The sequence below is a fragment of the Pseudomonas sp. GZJR-8 genome, from assembly GCF_002916705.1.
GTDB classification, from domain to species: Bacteria; Pseudomonadota; Gammaproteobacteria; order Pseudomonadales; family Pseudomonadaceae; genus Aquipseudomonas; species Aquipseudomonas synxantha_A.
In genome coordinates, this window is sequence record NZ_JXSI01000002.1 from 621,324 (window position 1) to 638,763 (window position 17,440).

The following is a 17,440-nucleotide window of genomic DNA, read 5'->3' on the forward strand; positions in this document are numbered from 1 at the left end:
CTTGCATGTCTGACGTTTTCGACCCACGGGCCTTTCGCCGCGCCCTCGGCAACTTCGCCACCGGTGTGACGGTGGTCACTGCCGCCACCGCTTCCGGGCACAAGGTCGGCGTGACTGCCAACAGTTTCAACTCGGTGTCCCTAGACCCACCGCTGGTGCTGTGGAGCATCGACAAGCGCTCCAACAGCCATGCAGTGTTCGAGGAGGCCAGTCATTTTGCGGTGAATGTGCTGGCGGCGGACCAGGTGCACCTGTCCAACAACTTTGCGCGCCCCCGTGAAGATCGCTTCGCCCTGATCGAGTACGAGCCGGGTGAGGGCGGCTCGCCGGTGTTCGCCGATTGCTCGGCGCGCTTTCACTGTGAGAAGTACCAGCAGATCGATGGCGGCGATCACTGGATCATGATCGGCAAGGTGGTGGCGTTCGATGACTTCGGCCGTGCGCCGTTGCTCTACCACCAGGGCGCCTACGCCGAGGTCCGGGCGCTGCCTCCCTGCGCGCCCGAGGTGGTTCAGAACGGCACGGCCACCACCAGCTGACTGTAGACATTGGTGCCGTTGCCGCCGACCTGGTTACCGCCGGTGTCGGCCGCTTTATCGGGTTTGTACAGGCCCAGCAGCGGCGTGATGATCAGGTGCTCGTTCACGGCCCATTCGGCGTACAGGTCCAGTTCGCGGCCATCCAGGTTCAACTGGCCGCGGGTGCTGACGGTGTTGTAGTCAAAGAACAGTGCGCCGAGGGTGATGTTGTCCAGCGGCTTGACCTTGAGCGCTACGTGCTGCACCGCCGTGTTGCTGTTGAATGGGCCTGAATAGTTGCCCGCCACTTCGCCCTGCACCCAGGTGCCGTAGCCACGGTTGAAGCCTGAGAACATGCCATCCCAGTTTTTCGAATAACGTGCGTAGCGGTAGGTCAGGTCCGGTGACCAGGGCAGGTGGGCAAAGGTGTAGCCGGCTTCGACGTAACCGGCGTTTTGCTGGCTGTCACGCCTGTCCTGGCGGGCCAGTTCGAAAGCCAAGTGCGCGTTGTCGATACCTGCATTACCGGCACCGCGCAGGCTATAGAGGTTCATGCCTTTGCGCTGGCGCTGCAGGTCGGTGGCGAAGCGCTCGTCCACATCGATGCCGTGAATGTAAGTCAGCCCCAGGGTGCCCGGCGCGGCGCTGTACTCCAGGGTGCCGGCGGCCATCTCGGTGAGGGCCTGGGCGCGGTTGTCGGATTTGATCCACATCAGGCTGCCATGCACGCCGTCCTTGCCACCCAGGCGAATCACCGCAGTCTTGTCGAAGGCATGGCGGGCGGCAATGTAGTAGGCGCCGCCGCGATTGAACTCGCCGTCGCCTACGCCATTGCCGAGGTTGGGGCCGTCGTCGTTGATGATGAAGCCGTCGCCCAACAGGATGATCTGGCGGCCAAACGACAGGTCTACCCCATCCTTGCCCAGCGCCGGGAACAGCTCGCCGGAGCGCCAGCCCGCGAAGGCTTCGTCAAACTTGGTGGTGCGCTCGGTGCCGTTGGTCAACCCCGACGCATCGCCGTCGCCCCAGGTGCCGGAACTCACCAGGTTCGCAGTGCCGTATACGCCGCCCAGGTTGCCCAGGCTCTGCTCGACGCTCAGGCCGTACTTGATGAACCCCTCGCGCCAGGTGGAGCCGCCGCTGCGGCCATCGTAGTTCTTCGGGCTGTTGAACAGGCCGTAGACGGCAAGGAAGTTGCCGGTGACCTGGGTGTCGGTATCGGCATACAACTCGATGGCCTGGGCCTGGCCGACCAGCAGTGCAATGCCCAGGCCGACCGCCTGGCGCAGGCGGCGGTTTTTCAGTGTGTGCTCCATTGTTATTGTCCCCATCTTGGTTAAGAGTGAGGGCGCATTAGGGCGAGCGGTCGCAGGCCAAGTCTTTCATATGCGTGCCAGGCAGTTGACCCTGGCCGCCAGGCGATACGCCGTGGCAGGCAGCAACAAAACCTTCGGCAGACAGGGGCAAGACGATCGAGCCAGGTGGGGCGCAGAGTGCCGACACACTAAAAAAACCGCTTTCGAGGACCCCACAATGTCGATCAACGACCGACTCACCGCGCACCTCAACCGGGGTACGGTAGGTTTCCCCACCGCGTTGGCCAGCACCATCGGGCTGATCATGGCAAGCCCGGTGATCCTCACCGCCACCATGGGTTTTGGCATTGGCGGCAGCGCCTTTGCCCTGGCGATGCTGATCGCCGTGGTGATGATGCTGGCCCAGGCGACGACCTTCGCCGAGGCCGCCTCGATACTGCCCACCACCGGCTCGGTGTACGACTACATCAACTGCGGCATGGGCCGGTTCTTTGCGATTACCGGCACTTTGTCGGCGTATCTGATCGTGCACGTGTTCGCCGGCACCGCCGAAACCATCCTCGCCGGGGTCATGGCGCTGGTGAACTTCGAACACCTCAATACCCTGGCAGAATCGGCCGGCGGCTCATGGCTGCTGGGCGTGGGTTTCGTGATCGTGTTCGGGGTGCTGAACGCCTTCGGGGTCAGCGCCTTTGGCCGCGCAGAGATCATCCTTACGTTCGGCATGTGGACCACCCTGATGGTGTTCGGCGTGCTGGGCCTGATCGCCGCGCCGGCGGTGCAGTTGGATGGCTGGTTCGGGGAATCACTGGTGGGCACCGACCTGGTCACCGTGCTGTCGCTGGTGGGCATGGCGATGTTCATGTTCGTCGGTTGCGAGTTCGTCACCCCGCTGGCGCCGGACCTGCGCCAATCGGCCAAGGTCATGCCAAGGGCGATGATGCTCGGGCTGATGGGCGTGGCGACATGCATGTTCATCTATGGCGCCGCGATGAAACGCCAGGTGGAAAACGTGGTGCTCGACTCCGCCTCCGGCGTGCACCTGTTGGATACACCCATGGCCATCCCCCGGTTCGCCGAGCAGGTGATGGGGCAGATCGGGCCGCTGTGGCTGGGTATCGGTTTTCTCTTCGCCGGTGCTGCGACCATCAATACCTTGATGGCCGGTGTGCCGCGTATCCTCTACGGCATGGCGGTGGATGGCGCGTTGCCGAAGGTGTTCACCTATCTGCACCCGCGCTTCAAAACGCCGTTGCTGTGCATTCTGGTGGCGATGCTGATCCCGTGCCTGCACGCGCTGTACCTGGGCGGCAATACCGACAACATCATGCACCTGGTGCTGGCGGCGGTGTGCGCGTGGAGTTTTGCTTATCTGTTGGTGACGCTGTCGGTGGTGATCCTGCGCATTCGTCGTCCGGACCTGCCCAGGGCCTATCGCTCGCCGTGGTTCCCGCTGCCGCAGATCGTCTCCAGCATCGGCATCCTGCTGGGCATGTGGTTTATCACCCCGCCAGGCATGAACCCGGCTGACATCTACGTGCCATTCGGGGTGATGCTCGGCGTGACGGCCACCTATGCGTTGTTCTGGACCCTGGTGGTGCAGAAGGTCAACCCCTTCAAGCCAGCCTGCGTCGAGGAGGTGTTGGCCAAGGAATTCAGTCATGAACCAGGGCCTGCCCATGACGGTTATAACGACTTTGCGGCAAAAACTGTATGAGCTGTTCAGCGCAGACCGTGCACCGAGCGGTTATCGACCTGGGGTGACCCTGGCGCGCTTGCGGCGTGATCTGGGCCTGGCGACGCTTGAAGTGGACGGTGTGAACTTCGAGATTTTCGAGCGCACCGAGTCGCAGTTGTTGATGCACCTGGTGCTGACCGAGTGCGTCCTGCGCGTACCTGCTTCAGCGAGTGGCGCTGGCAGCTTCGAGGTGCACCATGGCGGCGCTATTCGGCGCAACGGTATCCGCGTGCGCCGGCGCTCCGGCAGCCAGGCTCTGGCGTGTGAGCTACAGTCGCGTTTGCTGGCCGACAGCGGGTTGTTCCAGGCGCTGATGCCGCTGGATTTCAAGCGCCTGCGCATTGATCTCAAGGACCGGCAATGGTGTGTGCGCCTGGAGCATATGGGCGGCAGTGAGGTGGTCAACCGGATGCCTGCGTTTCGGCGTTACATTGCTGTAAGCCCTGAGCAACGCAACCATTTACTGGCGGTGTTGGCGGGTATCAAGCGGGCGCTGTCGACGCTGTGATTGGCATCATTAGTGCTTCTGCAAAGGGCAAACAGGTTGTTGTTGCGTGCATATAGATAACATGTTAACTATTGCATCAGAACAACAAAAAGAACGCCACTGCGGAGACACCCCATGAGCATCCCACAGCATGCACCCGACGGGCTCGACAGCTGGAACCGCGAACTGCGCGCCGCGTGCGGCCACTTCGATACCGAACTGGCCTTCAACCGTTCGCTGTTTATCGGCGAGATCCACAACTTGCCCCGTGGCCTGGCCATCCTGCGCACCAATGCCGGGCTGATCAAACGCCCGACGCACCACGCCGATCACGACAATGACCAGGAGTGCTTCCTGGTCAGCCAGCGCAGCGGCTATTCGCAGATCACCCAAAACGAGCAGACCGTGCAGCTGGCCCCCGGCGAGATGCTGTTGATGGACTCGGTGGGCTCCATCGAAATCACCCCCTTTGGTTTGATCGAACATGCCTCGCTGTCGTTGCCGCGCACCGAGGTGTGCAAGCACCTGGGCGGCCAGGCGCTGGCGTTCGGCAAGATCTCCTCGACCAAAGCCTGTGGGCGTATGTTGCATGTGTTGATGGATCAGCTGTGCAAGGACGACACTGATGACGACGCCACGCAAGTGGACGCGCTGCAGGCGGCCTTTGTGTCGCTGCTGGGCTCGGCGCTGGAGCAGGGCGATGAGTGCCGCGAGGGCGTTGCTGCGTTGCAGGGCAATAATCTGCGCAGCTATGTGCAAAAGGTCATTGATGAGTCATTGGGCCAGCCTGGCCTGAGCCCGATTGGCCTGGCCAACCGCCTGAATATCTCGGTGCGGCACCTGTACCGTTTGTTCGAGGAACAGGACGACAGCGTCTGCCGCTACATCCAGCGGGCGCGGCTCAAGCGCAGTGCGGACGACTTGACCAACCCCTTCCTGCGTAGCGAGTCGATCACCTCGATTGCCTACAAGTGGGGCTTTACCGACTCGGCGCATTTCAGCCGATCATTCAAGAAACAGTTCGAGGTGTCGCCCAAGGATTTTCGTTCCAGCCGGTTGCAGGCGGTGGGGGCATAAACAGGTCCTTCAGGCTGCAGGAGATCCAATGTGGGAGGGGCGGTGCGACGATTCGACTTGCTCCCGATAGCAGTGTGTCAGCCATTGGATATTTGACTGAACCATCGCTATCGGGAGCAAGCCCCCTCCCACATGGGTCCCCGTTATTCGGGCAGGGTGGAGCCACCATCGACCACCAAGGTCTGCCCGGTGATATAGCCAGCCAGGTCAGAAGCCAGAAACAGCATCGCGCCGGCAATATCCGCAGCCGCGCCCAAACGCCCCAGTGGCACACGGCTGGCGATGCTCTCATTCAGCGCGGCATCGCCCAGGTTGCTCATCGCCGGCGTGGCGATCATGCCCGGTTCCACGCCATTGACCCGCACATTCAACGGCGCCAGTTCCAACGCCGCGTTGCGGATAAACCCATTCACCCCAGCCTTTGACGCCGCATAGTGGCTCAGCCCCGGATAACCCACCCGGTTGCCGGTGACCGAAGACGTCACCAGCACGCAACCCCGGCCTTGCTCACGAAACATCGGTAACGCCGCCTGGGTCAGCCAGAACAGCGCCGAAAGGTTTACCGCCAAGGTGCGTTGCAAGATCGCCGGGGTGATGTCGGCAAAGGCTGTCAGCGGAAAATACCCGGCGTTGTGCACCACGATATCCAGTTGTGCCAAGCCTTGAACGCAGGCAAACACCGCCTCGGCTTGCGCCAGGTCAACGCCCACGGCCTCGACCTGATAGCCCTGCGCGCACAACCCAGCGGCCACCCTTTCAGCTTGTTCCAGCAGGCGATCAGCAATCACCACCCGCGCACCGCGTTCGGCAAAGGCCTGGACGATACCCAGGCCAATCCCTTGGGCGCCGCCGGTGACCAGCACGACTTGGTCGCTGAAATCCAGGTCATTGGGCATGGGCAGGCTCCAGGCGCGTAAACGCCAGCGTCGGCACGTCGACGATGCTGGACCCACCGTCCGCCACCAACGTAGCCCCGGTAATGATCGATGCGTCGTCGCTGGCCAGGAAGCGGCATACCTTGGCGATCTCTTCGGCCCGGGCGGCACGGTGCAGCGGCACATCGGCACACACGCGCTCGTACGCCTGCTGCAAGGTGTCGCCGTACGCCTCCATCAACGGCTGCATCTCGGCATCGGCCATCGGCGTGTGCACCCAGCCCGGGCACACCGCGTTCACGCGCACGCCGTGGGGGCCGTAGTCCCGTGCCAGCGAGCGATTGAGCCCGAGCAACGCATGTTTGGCCGTGGTGTAGCCGCACACTTCGGGCCCCGCCGCGAGCGAGGCGATGGAGCCGATCAGCACGACACTGCCGGCGCTTTGCTGCAACAGCGGCAGGCAGGCGCGGGCACTGTAGAACGCGCTGTCCAGGTTGCTGCGCAGCGCCGCTTCCCACGTAGACGGGCTGGTCTGGGTCGCGCTGCCCAGGCCATGACCGCCGGCACACGCCAGCAGCACGTCGATACGCCCGTAGTGGGCGTGAATCTCGCGGATAAAGCCCTCCCAGGTGTCGGGGCAGGCGGCATCGCCCACCAGGATCAGGCCGCCGCTGGCCTGCGCTACCTGTTCCAGTGGCTCGCGGCGCCGGCCGATCAGTACCAGCCGTGCGCCTTCCTGCGCGTACAGCCGGGCACAGGCGGCGCCGATGCCGGTGCCGGCCCCGGTGATCACCACCGTGCGCGCCTCAGTCACGGGGGTACTCCGTGCGGTTGAGCACCTGGCAATAGGAACTGATCGGGAAGTTCGACAGCGCGTCGAAGGATGCCCCCGCATAGCCGAAGATCTTGCCGTCGCTGCGGTGTTGTTGCAGGTCGATCAGCACCAGGCCGAGGGTGGGCACGATCTTCTCCTGCCAGACGAACAGGTACAGCTGCTCGGCGATCTTGTAGTAATGGCAGCGGTCGGTGTCGCACAAGCCTTTCTCCACACCCTCAAGGCATTGCCAGGCATAGAACCGCGGGTTGAGGTAGATGTGCTCGTAGACCTCGCTGGGGCTGTAGCGGTAGTGGTTGCGCAGGCCCACCAGTTCCTCGGTGGGGGCGTGCAGGCAATGGCCCTCCTGCCACGGCCGGTCGAGGCTGCCGTGGAGGAACTCGGCGTGCACCGAGGTCAGCGGTTTGCCGGCCAGGGCGCGGTGGTAAAGACCTTCGTGGGTCTCTGCCGGCTCCGGCATACGGCCAATCACCGCGGTAAAGGAGGCAGTCGGCGTGTCCAGCACCAGGCTGATCGACCAGCTTTGCCCGGCTTCGTGCTTGATGAAGTCCACCAGGTACAGGCCCGGGCGAATCGAGCTGGCGCGGTAGGCTGCACTGCCGCTGGAGTGACCGTCGGCGGCGTGCCAGGCCAGGCGCTCCTGTTCGAAGCGATGCTCGATCTGCCAGCCATTGGCAAAGTGCAGAGTGAAGGTCTGGCCCGCCAGGTCGGCGAGGTTCGGCAGGATGAACGCTTCGGGTGCAAAACCGTCGGCCAGGGCGCCCACGGTGATCCAGTCAGAAGAAGTGCTCATGGCAAGGCTCCTTAAACAACGGCGAAGTAGTGTTTGACGAAACTCTCGCTGACCACTTCCCACAGCACCGGCGTGCCCTTGGTCACAAACCAGCTGTCACCGGCCTTGTAGCGGGTGGACTGGCCGGTGGACTCATCGGTGAGTATCACCTCGCCGGTGACCACCGTGGCTTGTTCGGCGAACGGGTAAACCATGCGGAATTTGCCCCGGGTGGTGCCGAAGTAAGCGCTGCTGACCGCATCGGTAGGTGCGCCGAATGTCATCTTGCCGAAGGCGCGCACCTCGCCTTCAAGGATCTGTGAGCCGAGGTCGGCCACGGTGCCCCAGGCATCGAGTTCCGACAGCTGGACGTTATGTTTGACGGTGGTGAGGGTCATGGCAGTGGTTCCTGATGAGTGAAAAAAAGCGAATCAACGACGTCCGTTCCAGTAGCCGGACAATTGGTGCCAGGATTTGCCCGCCGTCAGCAGCAGAGGGCGAATTGCGTCCTTGCCGATGATGGTCGGGCGGCGGATCGAGCTGACCAGGTCATAGCGCGCCGAGCCTTCGCTCATACCTTCGGCCAGGACCTTGCAGATGATGTGGCTGGGCGTGACGCCAAAGCCTGAATAGCCCTGCACGAAAAACGCATTGCTGCGCCCCGGCAAGGTGCCGATCTGCGGGAACAGATTCGGGCTGCACGCCATCGGGCCGCCCCAGGCCAGGTCGATTTTCACGTCCTTGAGGTAGGGGAAAATCTTCAGCATCAGGTGGCGGTTCCAGGCTTTCAGGTCGCCGGGAATATGCTCGACCAAAGGCGTCGCGGCGCCGAACAGCAGGCGGTTTTCATTGGTGACGCGGTAGTAGTCGATCACCGGGCGGATATCGCTGTAGGCGCCACGGATCGGGCTGATGCGCTGGATCAATTCTTCGGACAACGGCTCGGTCATCATCTGGAAAGCGTAGGTGTTGATGGTCGAGCGGTGCAGTTCCGGTTCGAGCTTGTTGAGAAAGCTGTCACAGGCCCACAGCAACTTGCCGGCGCGTACCGAACCGCGCCCGGTGCGCACGGTGATGCGTTCGCCGTAGCTGACCTCCAGGGCCGGGCTGTTCTCAAAAATCCTTACCCCATGGCCGGCCAGCGCGGTGGCCTCGCCCAGCAGCAGGTTCAGCGAATGCACATGCCCGCCGCCCATGTGCAGCAGCGCACTCGTGTAGGCGTTGGAACCGATGATCTGCTGCACATCCGAGCCGCCGAGAAAGCGGATTTCATGCTGGCTGTTGACCGACTTGAAGTCCTTCTCCCAGGCGCGCAGAGTTTTTTCCTGGCGGGCGTTGAAGCCCATATAGCCGTAGCCGTGGCAGAAATCGGCATCGATGTTGTACTTGGCGATGCGGTTCTTGATGATATCTGCGCCCAAGTCGCTGATCTCGAACACTTGGCGCAGGCCGTCTTCGCCCACGTCCTTCTTGATCTTCTCCAGGTCATGGCCGATGCCCGCCATGATCTGCCCGCCGTTGCGGCCGGTGCCGCCAAAGCCCAGGTAGCGCGCTTCAAGCACCACGATATTGGTGATGCCTTTTTCCGCCAGCTCCAGCGCGGTGTTGATCCCGGAAAAGCCGCCACCGATCACCACGACGTCCGCGTCGATGTCTTGCTCCAGGGTGGGGAAGCTGAGGTTGTATTTCTTGGTGGCGGTGTAATACGTAGGGGTTTCGATGTTGATCATGGCGCAGCCTGAAAAAGTGAAGGAAGGCGCTAAAGCGGATGCCTCCATTAGGGCCCCTGACGGGCTGGAAGTCTTGATCCTGCGTGCCCGGGTTTTTGATTCAGCGCGCCACGGGCGAGGGCACACACAAGTTATAGCGCGCTCGCTGGCGGGGAATGTTAGAGTTTCGTTAAATTATTAACTAAATACTTCGTGACCCTGATCCTATGTCCAAACCTCGACAATCCCTGACCCTGGCCTTGCTGCAAGCGCGTGAGGCCGCGATGAGTTTTTTCCGCCCGTCGCTGAATGAACACGGCCTGACCGAACAGCAATGGCGCATCATCCGCATCCTCGAACAGCACGGTGAGCTGGAGATTTACCAACTGGCGGAACTGGCGTGCATCCTAAAGCCGAGCATGACCGGCGTGCTGGTGCGCATGGAAGCCGCCGGCATGGTGCACCGACGCAAGGCCGAACAGGACCAGCGCCGGGTGCTTATCACCCTGGCAGACAAGGGCAAGGCGAGTTTCGAGTCCATGAGCCAGTGCATGGAGGCCAACTACCAGCGTTTGCAGGATCAGCTTGGCGAAGAGAAATTCCAGACCTTGCTGGGGTTGCTGGATGACTTGAAGAACATCAAGCGCTGAACTAATGACTGAACCACCGCCGGTCAACTGTGGGAGCTGGCTTGCCTGCGATAGCGTCGGGTCAGCTGGCTTATTTGTCGCTGATACACCGCTATCGCAGGCAAGCCAGCTCCCACATTGGATCTCAGTAGACACCACCGGTATTGGCAGCCACCGGTACGTCTTTGAACTTCCCGGCCAGGCTTTGCAACCCGCGCATCAACACGGTGGTATCCACTCCCACCGCCACGAACGTTGCGCCCAGTTCGATATAGCGCCGCGCCAGGCGTTCATCCGCACTGAGAATCCCCGCCGCCTTGCCCGCTTGAACGATGCGCACAATGGCGTCTTCAATCGCCGCCTGCACTTCAGGATGCCCGGGGTTACCGCGATGCCCCATGGCCGCACTCAAGTCCGCCGGGCCGATGAACACACCGTCCACGCCTTCGACGGCGGTGATAGCGTCCAGATTGGCCAGGCCCTCGCGGTTTTCAATCTGCACCAGCAGGCACATCTGCGCGTCGGCCTGGTCGAGGTAGTCGGTGATGCTGTTCCAGCGCGAAGCACGGGCCAGGGCACTGCCGACGCCGCGAATACCCTGGGGTGGGTAGTGCAGGGCGCGCACCAGTTCTTGGGCCTGGGCAGCGCTTTCGACCATGGGCACCAGCAGCGTCTGCGCGCCGATATCGAGCAGTTGCTTGATCAATGCCGTGTCGCCGACCACCGGGCGAATCAGCGCCTGGCTGGGGTAGGGCGCGATGGCCTGCAATTGCGCAAGCATCCCCTGCAGGTGGTTGGGCGCATGTTCGCCGTCGATCAACAGCCAGTCGAAACCGGCATTGGCGGCCAACTCGGCGCTATAGGCATTGGCGAGGCCAAGCCACAGGCCGATCTGCACCTCGCCGTTGTGCAGGCGTTGTTTGAAGCGGTTGACAGGCATGTCCATGACAATCCTCCAGTGTTCAGACGAAGCGACAGGCGATCGAACCGAGCAGGTCGTAGTCGACGTGGAAGGTATCCCCGGGGCGGGCGGCCACCGGGCGGGTAAACGAGCCGCCGAGAATCACCTGGCCCGGCAGTAAGGTGACGTCATGCGCCGCCAGCTTGTTGGCCAGCCACGCCACGCCCTTGGCCGGGTGGTTGAGCACTGCCGCCGAGACGCCGGACTCTTCGATCACGCCATTGCGATACAGCACCGCCGGCACTTTGCGCAGGTCGATCTCGGTGGGGCGCACAGCCCGGCCACCGAGTACCACGCCGGCATTGGCGGCGTTGTCGGAGATGGTGTCGAACACCTTGCGGGTGGCGTTGGTCTGTGGGTCGACCTGTTGGATGCGTGCGTCGATGATTTCCAGCGCCGGGATCACCCATTCGGTCGCGTCGAGCACATCGAACACCGTGCAGTTGGGGCCCTTGAGCGGCTTGCCAAGGATGAACGCCAGTTCCACTTCCACACGCGGCACGATGAAGCGTTCGAAGGGAATATCACTGCCTTCGTCGAAAAACATGTCATCGAGCAGGGCGCCGTAGTCGGGCTCGGTGATGTTCGAAGAAACCTGCATGGCCCGTGAAGTGAGGCCTATCTTGTGGCCCTTGAGCGTGCGCCCGTTCTTGATCTTTTGCGCAACCCATTCGCGCTGGATGGCGTACGCATCCTCGAGGGTGATGCCGGGGTAGTCGAGGGAAAACTGACGCACCTGTTCGCGGCTGCGTTCGGCGCGGTCCAGGTGGGCGGCGGCCGCGAGGATTTGCTGGGAGTCGAGCATGGCAACGGTCTCTAGTGTGGGTTGACGATGGCGGCCTGAGTGCGCAGCACCAGCAGGCCACCGAGGGCGATAAACAGGGCGAGTACGTACAGGGCCAGGCTGGCGCTCTGGGTGGCGTCGCGCATCCAGCCGATCAGGTAGGGCGCGAGGAACGCGGCGATGCTGCCGAACGAGCTGATCATGGCGATGCCCGCCGCCTGAGTGGTATTGGAAAGAAACGCCGGCGGCAGTTGCCAGAACATCGGCAGCGCCGCGCTGGCGCCCATGCCGGCGACCACCAGGCCGCTCATCACCAGCAGCGCATTGCCGGGCGCCAGGCCCGCGACGGCAATGCCGACAGCGGCCATCAGCAGGGGCACGCATAAATGCCAGCGACGCTCGCGCTGGCGATCGGACGAGCGCCCGCAGCCGAGCATGAAGAAGCAGCCGGCCAGGTAGGGCACGGCGCTGAGCAAGCCGACCTGACTGTCGCGGCCGATGCCGGCGCCGTGGATCAGGGTCGGCATCCAGAACGCCAGGGTGTTGACCGCCAGCATCACCGCAAAGTACACGGCCACCAGCAGCCACACTTGCGGGTCCCGCAGGATGCCGCTGAACGAGGTGATGGTCTTGCGCTGTTCTTCGTTGCTCAACTGGGTGCGCAGTTGCTGTTTTTGTTCGCTGCTCAACCAGTGCACCACTTCGAAACTGTCCGGCAAGCACTTGAGCACCACCAGCCCCAGCAGCACCACGGGCGCACCTTCGATCAGGAACATCCATTGCCAGCCGCGCAGGCTGCCCACGTCGTGGAAGTTCTCCAGGATCGCCCCGGAAATCGGCCCGCCCAACACCCCGGCCATGGGCACGGCAATGGCAAACAAGGCGGTGACCTGGGCACGTCGCCGCGCCGGGTACCAGCGGTTCAGAAACACCAGGATCCCCGGGAAAAACCCGGCTTCGGCCACCCCCAGCAAAAAGCGCAGCACGTAGAAGCCCCTAGCACTTTCCACCCACAACATGCCGGTGGAGAGCAGGCCCCACACCACCATCAGGCAGGCGATCCAGCGCCGTGGTCCGACCCGGTCCAGGGCCATGTTGCTGGGCACGCCGAACAGCGCATAGGCAATGAAGAACAGCCCGGCGCCGAAGCCGTACACCGTGTCGCTGAACTGCAGGTCGTGGCTCATCTGCATCTTGGCGAAGCCGATGTTGATACGGTCCAGGTGGGCGAACAGGTAACACACCAGCAACAAGGGCATCAGGCGCCAGGTCACCAAACGATGGGTGCGGTCGTGCTCGGCAAGCCGCAGGCTTGCAGTGGAGTGGGCTGTGCTCATGGTGTTGTACTTTTTGTCTGAGTGGCCGTGAGGGGAGGGCAGGTTTTTATCCCGCCGCGTTATTCAGAAACGCATGCACATTGTTCTGCTTGAAGTTGAGCTGTGGGTGCAACTCGACCATCTCGAACGACAGCGCCAACAACCGCTGCGCCTGCAATTGGGCGAAGTGCGCGGTGATCACCGCGAACACGGCTTCGGCCACCGCCTGGCGCGTGGCCAGGTCGCGGCCGTGGCCGACCTTGAGGGTCATGTGCACGAAGGCGTAGTCATGCTTGCCGTCGGCCATGCGCCAGGTGTCCAGGCGCACACCACGGCTACGGATGCCGCCCAACGGAAACACGCCACTGTCGCCCAGCACGCGGTGGATTTTTTCAAACAGGCCAGGCAAATCGGCCTGAGGTTCAAGGTTGTCGGTGTACTCAGCGATAAAGTGCGGCATAGGTTTCTCCCAAAGCTACAGCGGGAAAATCGCGTTGATCTGGCCAGTGCCCGAACTGCCGAACGGCGGCGTGATGATCTCGGCCGGCTGGGCATAGTCCGGCCCACCCAGCAGGCCCAGGAGCATGGCGGTGTCGTGCATCTTGCCTTCGCCAAAGCAGTGTTCGGCGTAGTCCGGCAGCATCGCGCAGAACTCTTTGAAGCGACCTTGCTGCCACATCTCGACCACGTGCAGGTCTACCTGCTTGTCAAACTCACGGGTCCAGTTGTGGATATTCGCTTCGGCCTGGCGGTCGTCGGAAAAACGGTGGGACAACGAGCCGGACGCCAGCACCAGCACTTTGCGGTCACTCTTTTCGATGGCCCGGCGCACAGCGGCGCCGAAGGCAAAGCTGTCTTCCAGGCGATGCCAGGCGCACCAGGCAGCGATGGAAATCACCTTGAGTTTTTGATCCTCGGGCACGCCCATGTGCATGTAACGCATGGGCACCAGCGTGCCGTATTCCAGCTCCAGGCTCGGGATGTTATGGGCCATGCTGCGCACGCCGGAGAGGTTGGCTTCGACGGCGATCAGCTCGCCCAGCTCGGGGCAGCCCGGGTAGGCGTAGTCCATGTTCTTGATGAAGTGCGGTAGCTCGTTGCTGGTGTAGGTGCCCTGGAACTGCTCGCCACAGTTGACGTGATAACCGCTGTTGACCAGCCAGTGCACGTCGAACACCACGGCGGTGTCGGCCCCCAGTTCGCGGGCGCGCCGGCCGATTTCCTTGTGCCCGGCAATCGCCGCTTCGCGACAGCCGTGATGCTTGCCGGGCAGTTCCGACAGGTACATCGACGGTACGTGGCAGATCTTCGCTGCCAGAACCACTTCGCCCATGATGATTCTCCTGAATAATTATTCTTGTAAGGCTTGTGAGGTCCCTGTGGGAGCTGGCTTGCCTGCGATTGCATCGACTCGGTACGGCTGAAGGACCGCGGTGTCTGCATCGCGGGCAAGCCCGGCTCCCACAGGAGGCTTGTTTGATCCTGGGCTACACACCCCAGCGCGGAATGTGATGACTGCCCATGGAAATACACACGTTCTTGATCTCGGCAAACACTTCAAAGCTGTACTGGCCACCCTCGCGCCCGGTGCCCGAGCCTTTCACCCCGCCAAAGGGCTGACGCAAATCGCGCACGTTCTGGCTATTGATAAATACCATGCCCGCCTCAATACCGCGCGCCAGCCGATGAGCCTTACCGATGTCCTGGGTCCAGATATAGGACGCCAGCCCGTATTCGGTGTCGTTGGCCAGTTGCAGCGCTTCGGCTTCGTCCTTGAACGGGATCAGGCACACCACCGGACCAAAGATTTCTTCCTGGGCGATGCGCATCCGGTTGTTCACATCGGCAAACACCGTTGGCTGGATAAACTGGCCGCGGCTCAGGTGCGCCGGCAAGTTGGCCGGGCGCTCCAGGCCGCCGGCCAGCAGTGTGGCGCCTTCCTCCAGACCGATCTTGATGTAGCCGGTGACCTTGTCGTAATGGGCCTGGGTGATCATCGAACCGACCTGGGTCTTGGGGTCCTGCGGGTCGCCTACGATCAGGCGCTTGGCCCGCGCCGCGAACTCGGCGACAAATTGCGGGTAGACGCTTTCCTGAATAAAGATCCGGCTACCGGCGGTGCACCGCTCGCCGTTCAGGGAGAAGATCGTGAACAGTGCGGCGTCGAGGGCGCGCTCCAGGTCGGCGTCTTCAAAAATCAGCACCGGCGACTTGCCGCCCAGCTCCATGGAGTACTTTTTAAGGCCGGCGGTCTGCATGATTTTCTTGCCGGTGGCGGTGCCGCCGGTAAAGGAAATCGCCCGCACATCCGGGTGGCGTACCAGTGCATCACCAGCGGTGGCGCCGTAGCCCTGGATCACATTGAGCACGCCGTTGGGGATCCCGGCTTCCACCGCCAGGCGTCCCAGTTCATTGGCGGTCAGTGGCGACAGCTCCGACATTTTCAATACGGCGGTATTGCCCAGCGCCAGGCACGGCGCGGTCTTCCAGGTGGCGGTCATGAACGGCACGTTCCATGGCGACACCAACCCGCACACGCCTACCGGCTGGTACAGGGTGTAGTTGAGCATCTGGTCGTCCACCGGATAACTGTGGCCGTCCATGCGGGTGCAGACTTCGGCGAAAAAGTCGAAGTTGTGCGAGGCCCGTGGGATCAGCACGTTTTTGGTCTGGTGGATCGGCAAGCCGGTGTCGAGGGTTTCAAGCTCGGCCAGGCGCGGCACGTTCTGTTCAATCAATTCGCCGAGCTTGCGCATCAAGCGTGCGCGCTCCTTGGCCGGGGTGTTGGCCCACTTGGGAAACGCCTCCTTGGCTGCCGCCACGGCTTGTGCGACTTCATCGGCACCACCGCTGGCGACTTCGCCGATGGCCTCGCCGGTGGCCGGGTTGTAGTTGATGAATACGTCTTTGCTCTCGACCTCACGGCCGTTGATCCAGTGTTTGATCATGGTGCTCAAGCCTCTTTGCGCACGGAGAAAAACTCCGTCTCACTGACAATACGGTTGACCAGGCGGCCCACGCCTTCGACTTCCACCACCACCTCATCGCCCGGCACCACATCGGCCAGGCCCTCGGGCGTGCCGGTGGCGATCATGTCGCCGGGTTGCAGGGCCATGAAGCTGGACAGGTATTCGATGAGGTAGGGGATATCGAAAATCATGTCTTGGGTGCTGCCTTCCTGGCGCAACTCGCCGTTGATCCAGGTGCGCAATTTCAGGTTGCCTGGGTCGGGCACATCGGCCACGTCGACGATCCACGGGCCCACCGGGGTGGTGGCGTCGCGGTTTTTAACCCGCAGGTTGGGGCGGTAGTAGTTTTCCAGGTAGTCGCGGATCGCGTAGTCGTTGCACACCGTGTAGCCGGCCAGGTAATCCAGGGCGTCGGCGCGCTTGACGTTGCGCGCGGTCTTGCCGATCACCGCCACCAGTTCGCACTCGTAGTGCATGTAGGCGACGTTGTCCGGGCGCCAGCTGACCTGACGGTGACCGGTGTAGGTGCCGACCGACTTGATAAAGGCCAGCGGTTCGGTCGGCGGTGTGAAGGCCAGTTCGGCGGCGTGATCGGCGTAGTTCAAGCCCAGGGCGAACATATTGCCGGTGGCGGGCGGCAGCCATTGCACCTGATCTTCGGCAAGCCGCCGGCCATCGCTGAGGCGCACGCTGTGATCGTCGTCTACCTGCACGGCATGGATCTGACCTTCAAAACGGATACGTGCGCGCTTCATGCCAGTGCCTCCGCCTGAACGATATTGAGCAGGCGGCCGACGCCAGTGATTTCAACTTCAACACGATCACCCGGCTGCACATCCACACGGCCCTCCGGTGTACCGGTGATCAGCACGTCACCGGGATGCAGGGTCATGAACTCGCTGATCTCGGCGATCAATTGTGGGATGTCGCGCACCCAATGGGCGGTGGAGTTTTGCTGGCGCAGCTCGCCATTGACGAAGAGCTTGAGGGACAGCTCGTTGGGGTTGGCCACTTGATCCCGCTCAATCACTTGCGGGCCCAAGGCGCAAAACCCATCGCGGCATTTGGCTTTGACGGCAGGGCGGTAATAGCTGTCTTCCGGCAGGCTGAATTCGTTGACCACCACATACCCGGCCACGTGGGCCATGGCATTGTCCAGGCTGACGCGGCTGGCGCGCTGGCCGATCACCACGCCCAGCGCCGGGCCCGGTTGCAGGCGCTCGCCTGCAGGCTGCAACACCACGCCGCCATGGGCATTACGGGTGTTGGGCGTCTTGATGAACAACACCGGCTTGGTCGGCGGCTTCTGGTAGGGCGCCTGCTCGAAGGCGGCGAGATGTTGGTCCAGCAGGCCCTGGTAGTTCAGCGCAACGCCGAACAGGGTGCCGCTGGCAACATCATGCAGGGTACGGCTCATGCGTTTCTCCTGGCGGTGACGACGGCTGCATAGGCAG

Annotated in this window: 18 protein-coding genes and 1 pseudogene; 5 read left to right on the forward strand and 14 right to left on the reverse strand. The window is 62.5% G+C overall.

Going from position 1 to position 17,440, the window contains the following annotated elements; all coding sequences use genetic code 11:
* Window positions 1-5: 5 nt before the first annotated feature.
* Window positions 6-479, forward strand: a pseudogene (locus TK42_RS06155) (flavin reductase family protein); the annotation flags it as partial.
* A 32-nt stretch (window positions 480-511) separates the two neighbouring features.
* Here the strand turns inward: TK42_RS06155 and TK42_RS06160 are convergent.
* On the reverse strand, window positions 512-1,834 hold the full coding sequence (locus TK42_RS06160) for a hypothetical protein (protein ID WP_103733828.1): 1,323 nt from the start codon (window positions 1,832-1,834) through the stop codon (window positions 512-514).
* 217 nt (window positions 1,835-2,051) lie between these two features.
* Between TK42_RS06160 and TK42_RS06170 the strand changes: the two genes are divergently transcribed.
* The 3 genes from TK42_RS06170 to feaR all read left to right on the forward strand — a co-directional run bounded on the left by TK42_RS06170 (window position 2,052) and on the right by feaR (window position 5,136).
* Window positions 2,052-3,551 carry an APC family permease gene (locus tag TK42_RS06170; RefSeq protein WP_103733829.1) on the forward strand — a complete coding sequence of 500 codons (1,500 nt, stop codon included), beginning with the start codon at window positions 2,052-2,054 and terminating at the stop codon, window positions 3,549-3,551.
* Window positions 3,514-4,080: a DUF3156 family protein gene (locus tag TK42_RS06175; protein WP_103733858.1), complete on the forward strand. Its 567-nt coding sequence runs from the start codon at window positions 3,514-3,516 to the stop codon at window positions 4,078-4,080. Before TK42_RS06170 ends, TK42_RS06175 begins: the two co-directional genes overlap by 38 nt.
* Window positions 4,081-4,194: 114 nt before the next feature.
* On the forward strand, window positions 4,195-5,136 hold the full coding sequence (gene feaR / locus TK42_RS06180; protein WP_005789555.1) for a transcriptional regulator FeaR: 942 nt from the start codon (window positions 4,195-4,197) through the stop codon (window positions 5,134-5,136).
* 143 nt (window positions 5,137-5,279) lie between these two features.
* Here the strand turns inward: feaR and TK42_RS06185 are convergent, their stop codons facing one another.
* Genes TK42_RS06185 through TK42_RS06205 form a run of 5 tightly spaced genes read right to left on the reverse strand, consistent with a single transcriptional unit; the run spans window position 5,280 to window position 9,348 of the window.
* Complete coding sequence (locus TK42_RS06185; RefSeq protein WP_103733830.1) at window positions 5,280-6,032, reverse strand: SDR family oxidoreductase; 753 nt, start codon at window positions 6,030-6,032, stop codon at window positions 5,280-5,282.
* Window positions 6,022-6,825, reverse strand: a complete 804-nt coding sequence (locus TK42_RS06190; RefSeq protein WP_103733831.1) for an SDR family NAD(P)-dependent oxidoreductase — start codon at window positions 6,823-6,825, stop codon at window positions 6,022-6,024. Before TK42_RS06190 ends, TK42_RS06185 begins: the two co-directional genes overlap by 11 nt.
* Complete coding sequence (locus TK42_RS06195) at window positions 6,818-7,639, reverse strand: molybdenum cofactor biosynthesis F family protein (RefSeq protein ID WP_078821794.1); 822 nt, start codon at window positions 7,637-7,639, stop codon at window positions 6,818-6,820. The genes TK42_RS06190 and TK42_RS06195 overlap by 8 nt, the downstream gene beginning before the upstream one ends.
* Before the next feature lie 11 nt (window positions 7,640-7,650).
* Complete coding sequence (locus TK42_RS06200; protein ID WP_103733832.1) at window positions 7,651-8,016, reverse strand: cupin domain-containing protein; 366 nt, start codon at window positions 8,014-8,016, stop codon at window positions 7,651-7,653.
* 33 nt (window positions 8,017-8,049) lie between these two features.
* A complete protein-coding gene (locus TK42_RS06205) occupies window positions 8,050-9,348 on the reverse strand; it encodes an FAD-binding oxidoreductase (RefSeq protein ID WP_103733833.1) in 1,299 nt (432 codons plus the stop codon).
* 206 nt (window positions 9,349-9,554) lie between these two features.
* Between TK42_RS06205 and hpaR the strand changes: the two genes are divergently transcribed.
* The gene (hpaR, locus tag TK42_RS06210) at window positions 9,555-9,977 is read left to right on the forward strand and encodes a homoprotocatechuate degradation operon regulator HpaR (protein WP_005789546.1); all 423 of its coding nucleotides are present in this window, start codon (window positions 9,555-9,557) and stop codon (window positions 9,975-9,977) included.
* Between the two features lie 124 nt (window positions 9,978-10,101).
* Here the strand turns inward: hpaR and hpaI are convergent, their stop codons facing one another.
* From hpaI to TK42_RS06250, 8 genes are all read right to left on the reverse strand, one after another.
* Window positions 10,102-10,902, reverse strand: a complete 801-nt coding sequence (hpaI, locus tag TK42_RS06215; RefSeq protein WP_103733834.1) for a 4-hydroxy-2-oxoheptanedioate aldolase — start codon at window positions 10,900-10,902, stop codon at window positions 10,102-10,104.
* A 16-nt stretch (window positions 10,903-10,918) separates the two neighbouring features.
* Window positions 10,919-11,722 carry a 2-oxo-hept-4-ene-1,7-dioate hydratase gene (hpaH, locus tag TK42_RS06220; protein WP_032880377.1) on the reverse strand — a complete coding sequence of 268 codons (804 nt, stop codon included), beginning with the start codon at window positions 11,720-11,722 and terminating at the stop codon, window positions 10,919-10,921.
* Window positions 11,723-11,733: 11 nt separating this feature from the next.
* Complete coding sequence (locus TK42_RS06225) at window positions 11,734-13,038, reverse strand: MFS transporter (protein WP_078821788.1); 1,305 nt, start codon at window positions 13,036-13,038, stop codon at window positions 11,734-11,736.
* Window positions 13,039-13,084: 46 nt separating this feature from the next.
* Window positions 13,085-13,477, reverse strand: a complete 393-nt coding sequence (locus tag TK42_RS06230; RefSeq protein ID WP_005789539.1) for a 5-carboxymethyl-2-hydroxymuconate Delta-isomerase — start codon at window positions 13,475-13,477, stop codon at window positions 13,085-13,087.
* 15 nt (window positions 13,478-13,492) lie between these two features.
* Entirely contained in the window at window positions 13,493-14,350 is an 858-nt protein-coding gene (gene hpaD, locus TK42_RS06235) for a 3,4-dihydroxyphenylacetate 2,3-dioxygenase (RefSeq protein WP_103733835.1), read from the reverse strand.
* 154 nt (window positions 14,351-14,504) lie between these two features.
* Entirely contained in the window at window positions 14,505-15,965 is a 1,461-nt protein-coding gene (hpaE, locus tag TK42_RS06240) for a 5-carboxymethyl-2-hydroxymuconate semialdehyde dehydrogenase (RefSeq protein ID WP_103733836.1), read from the reverse strand.
* A gap of 5 nt (window positions 15,966-15,970) precedes the next feature.
* Window positions 15,971-16,741 (reverse strand): fumarylacetoacetate hydrolase family protein, encoded by a 771-nt coding sequence (locus TK42_RS06245; RefSeq protein ID WP_103733837.1) that lies wholly within the window; start codon window positions 16,739-16,741, stop codon window positions 15,971-15,973.
* A complete protein-coding gene (locus TK42_RS06250) occupies window positions 16,738-17,403 on the reverse strand; it encodes a fumarylacetoacetate hydrolase family protein (RefSeq protein WP_078821785.1) in 666 nt (221 codons plus the stop codon). The genes TK42_RS06245 and TK42_RS06250 overlap by 4 nt, the downstream gene beginning before the upstream one ends.
* Window positions 17,404-17,440: the final 37 nt, after the last annotated feature.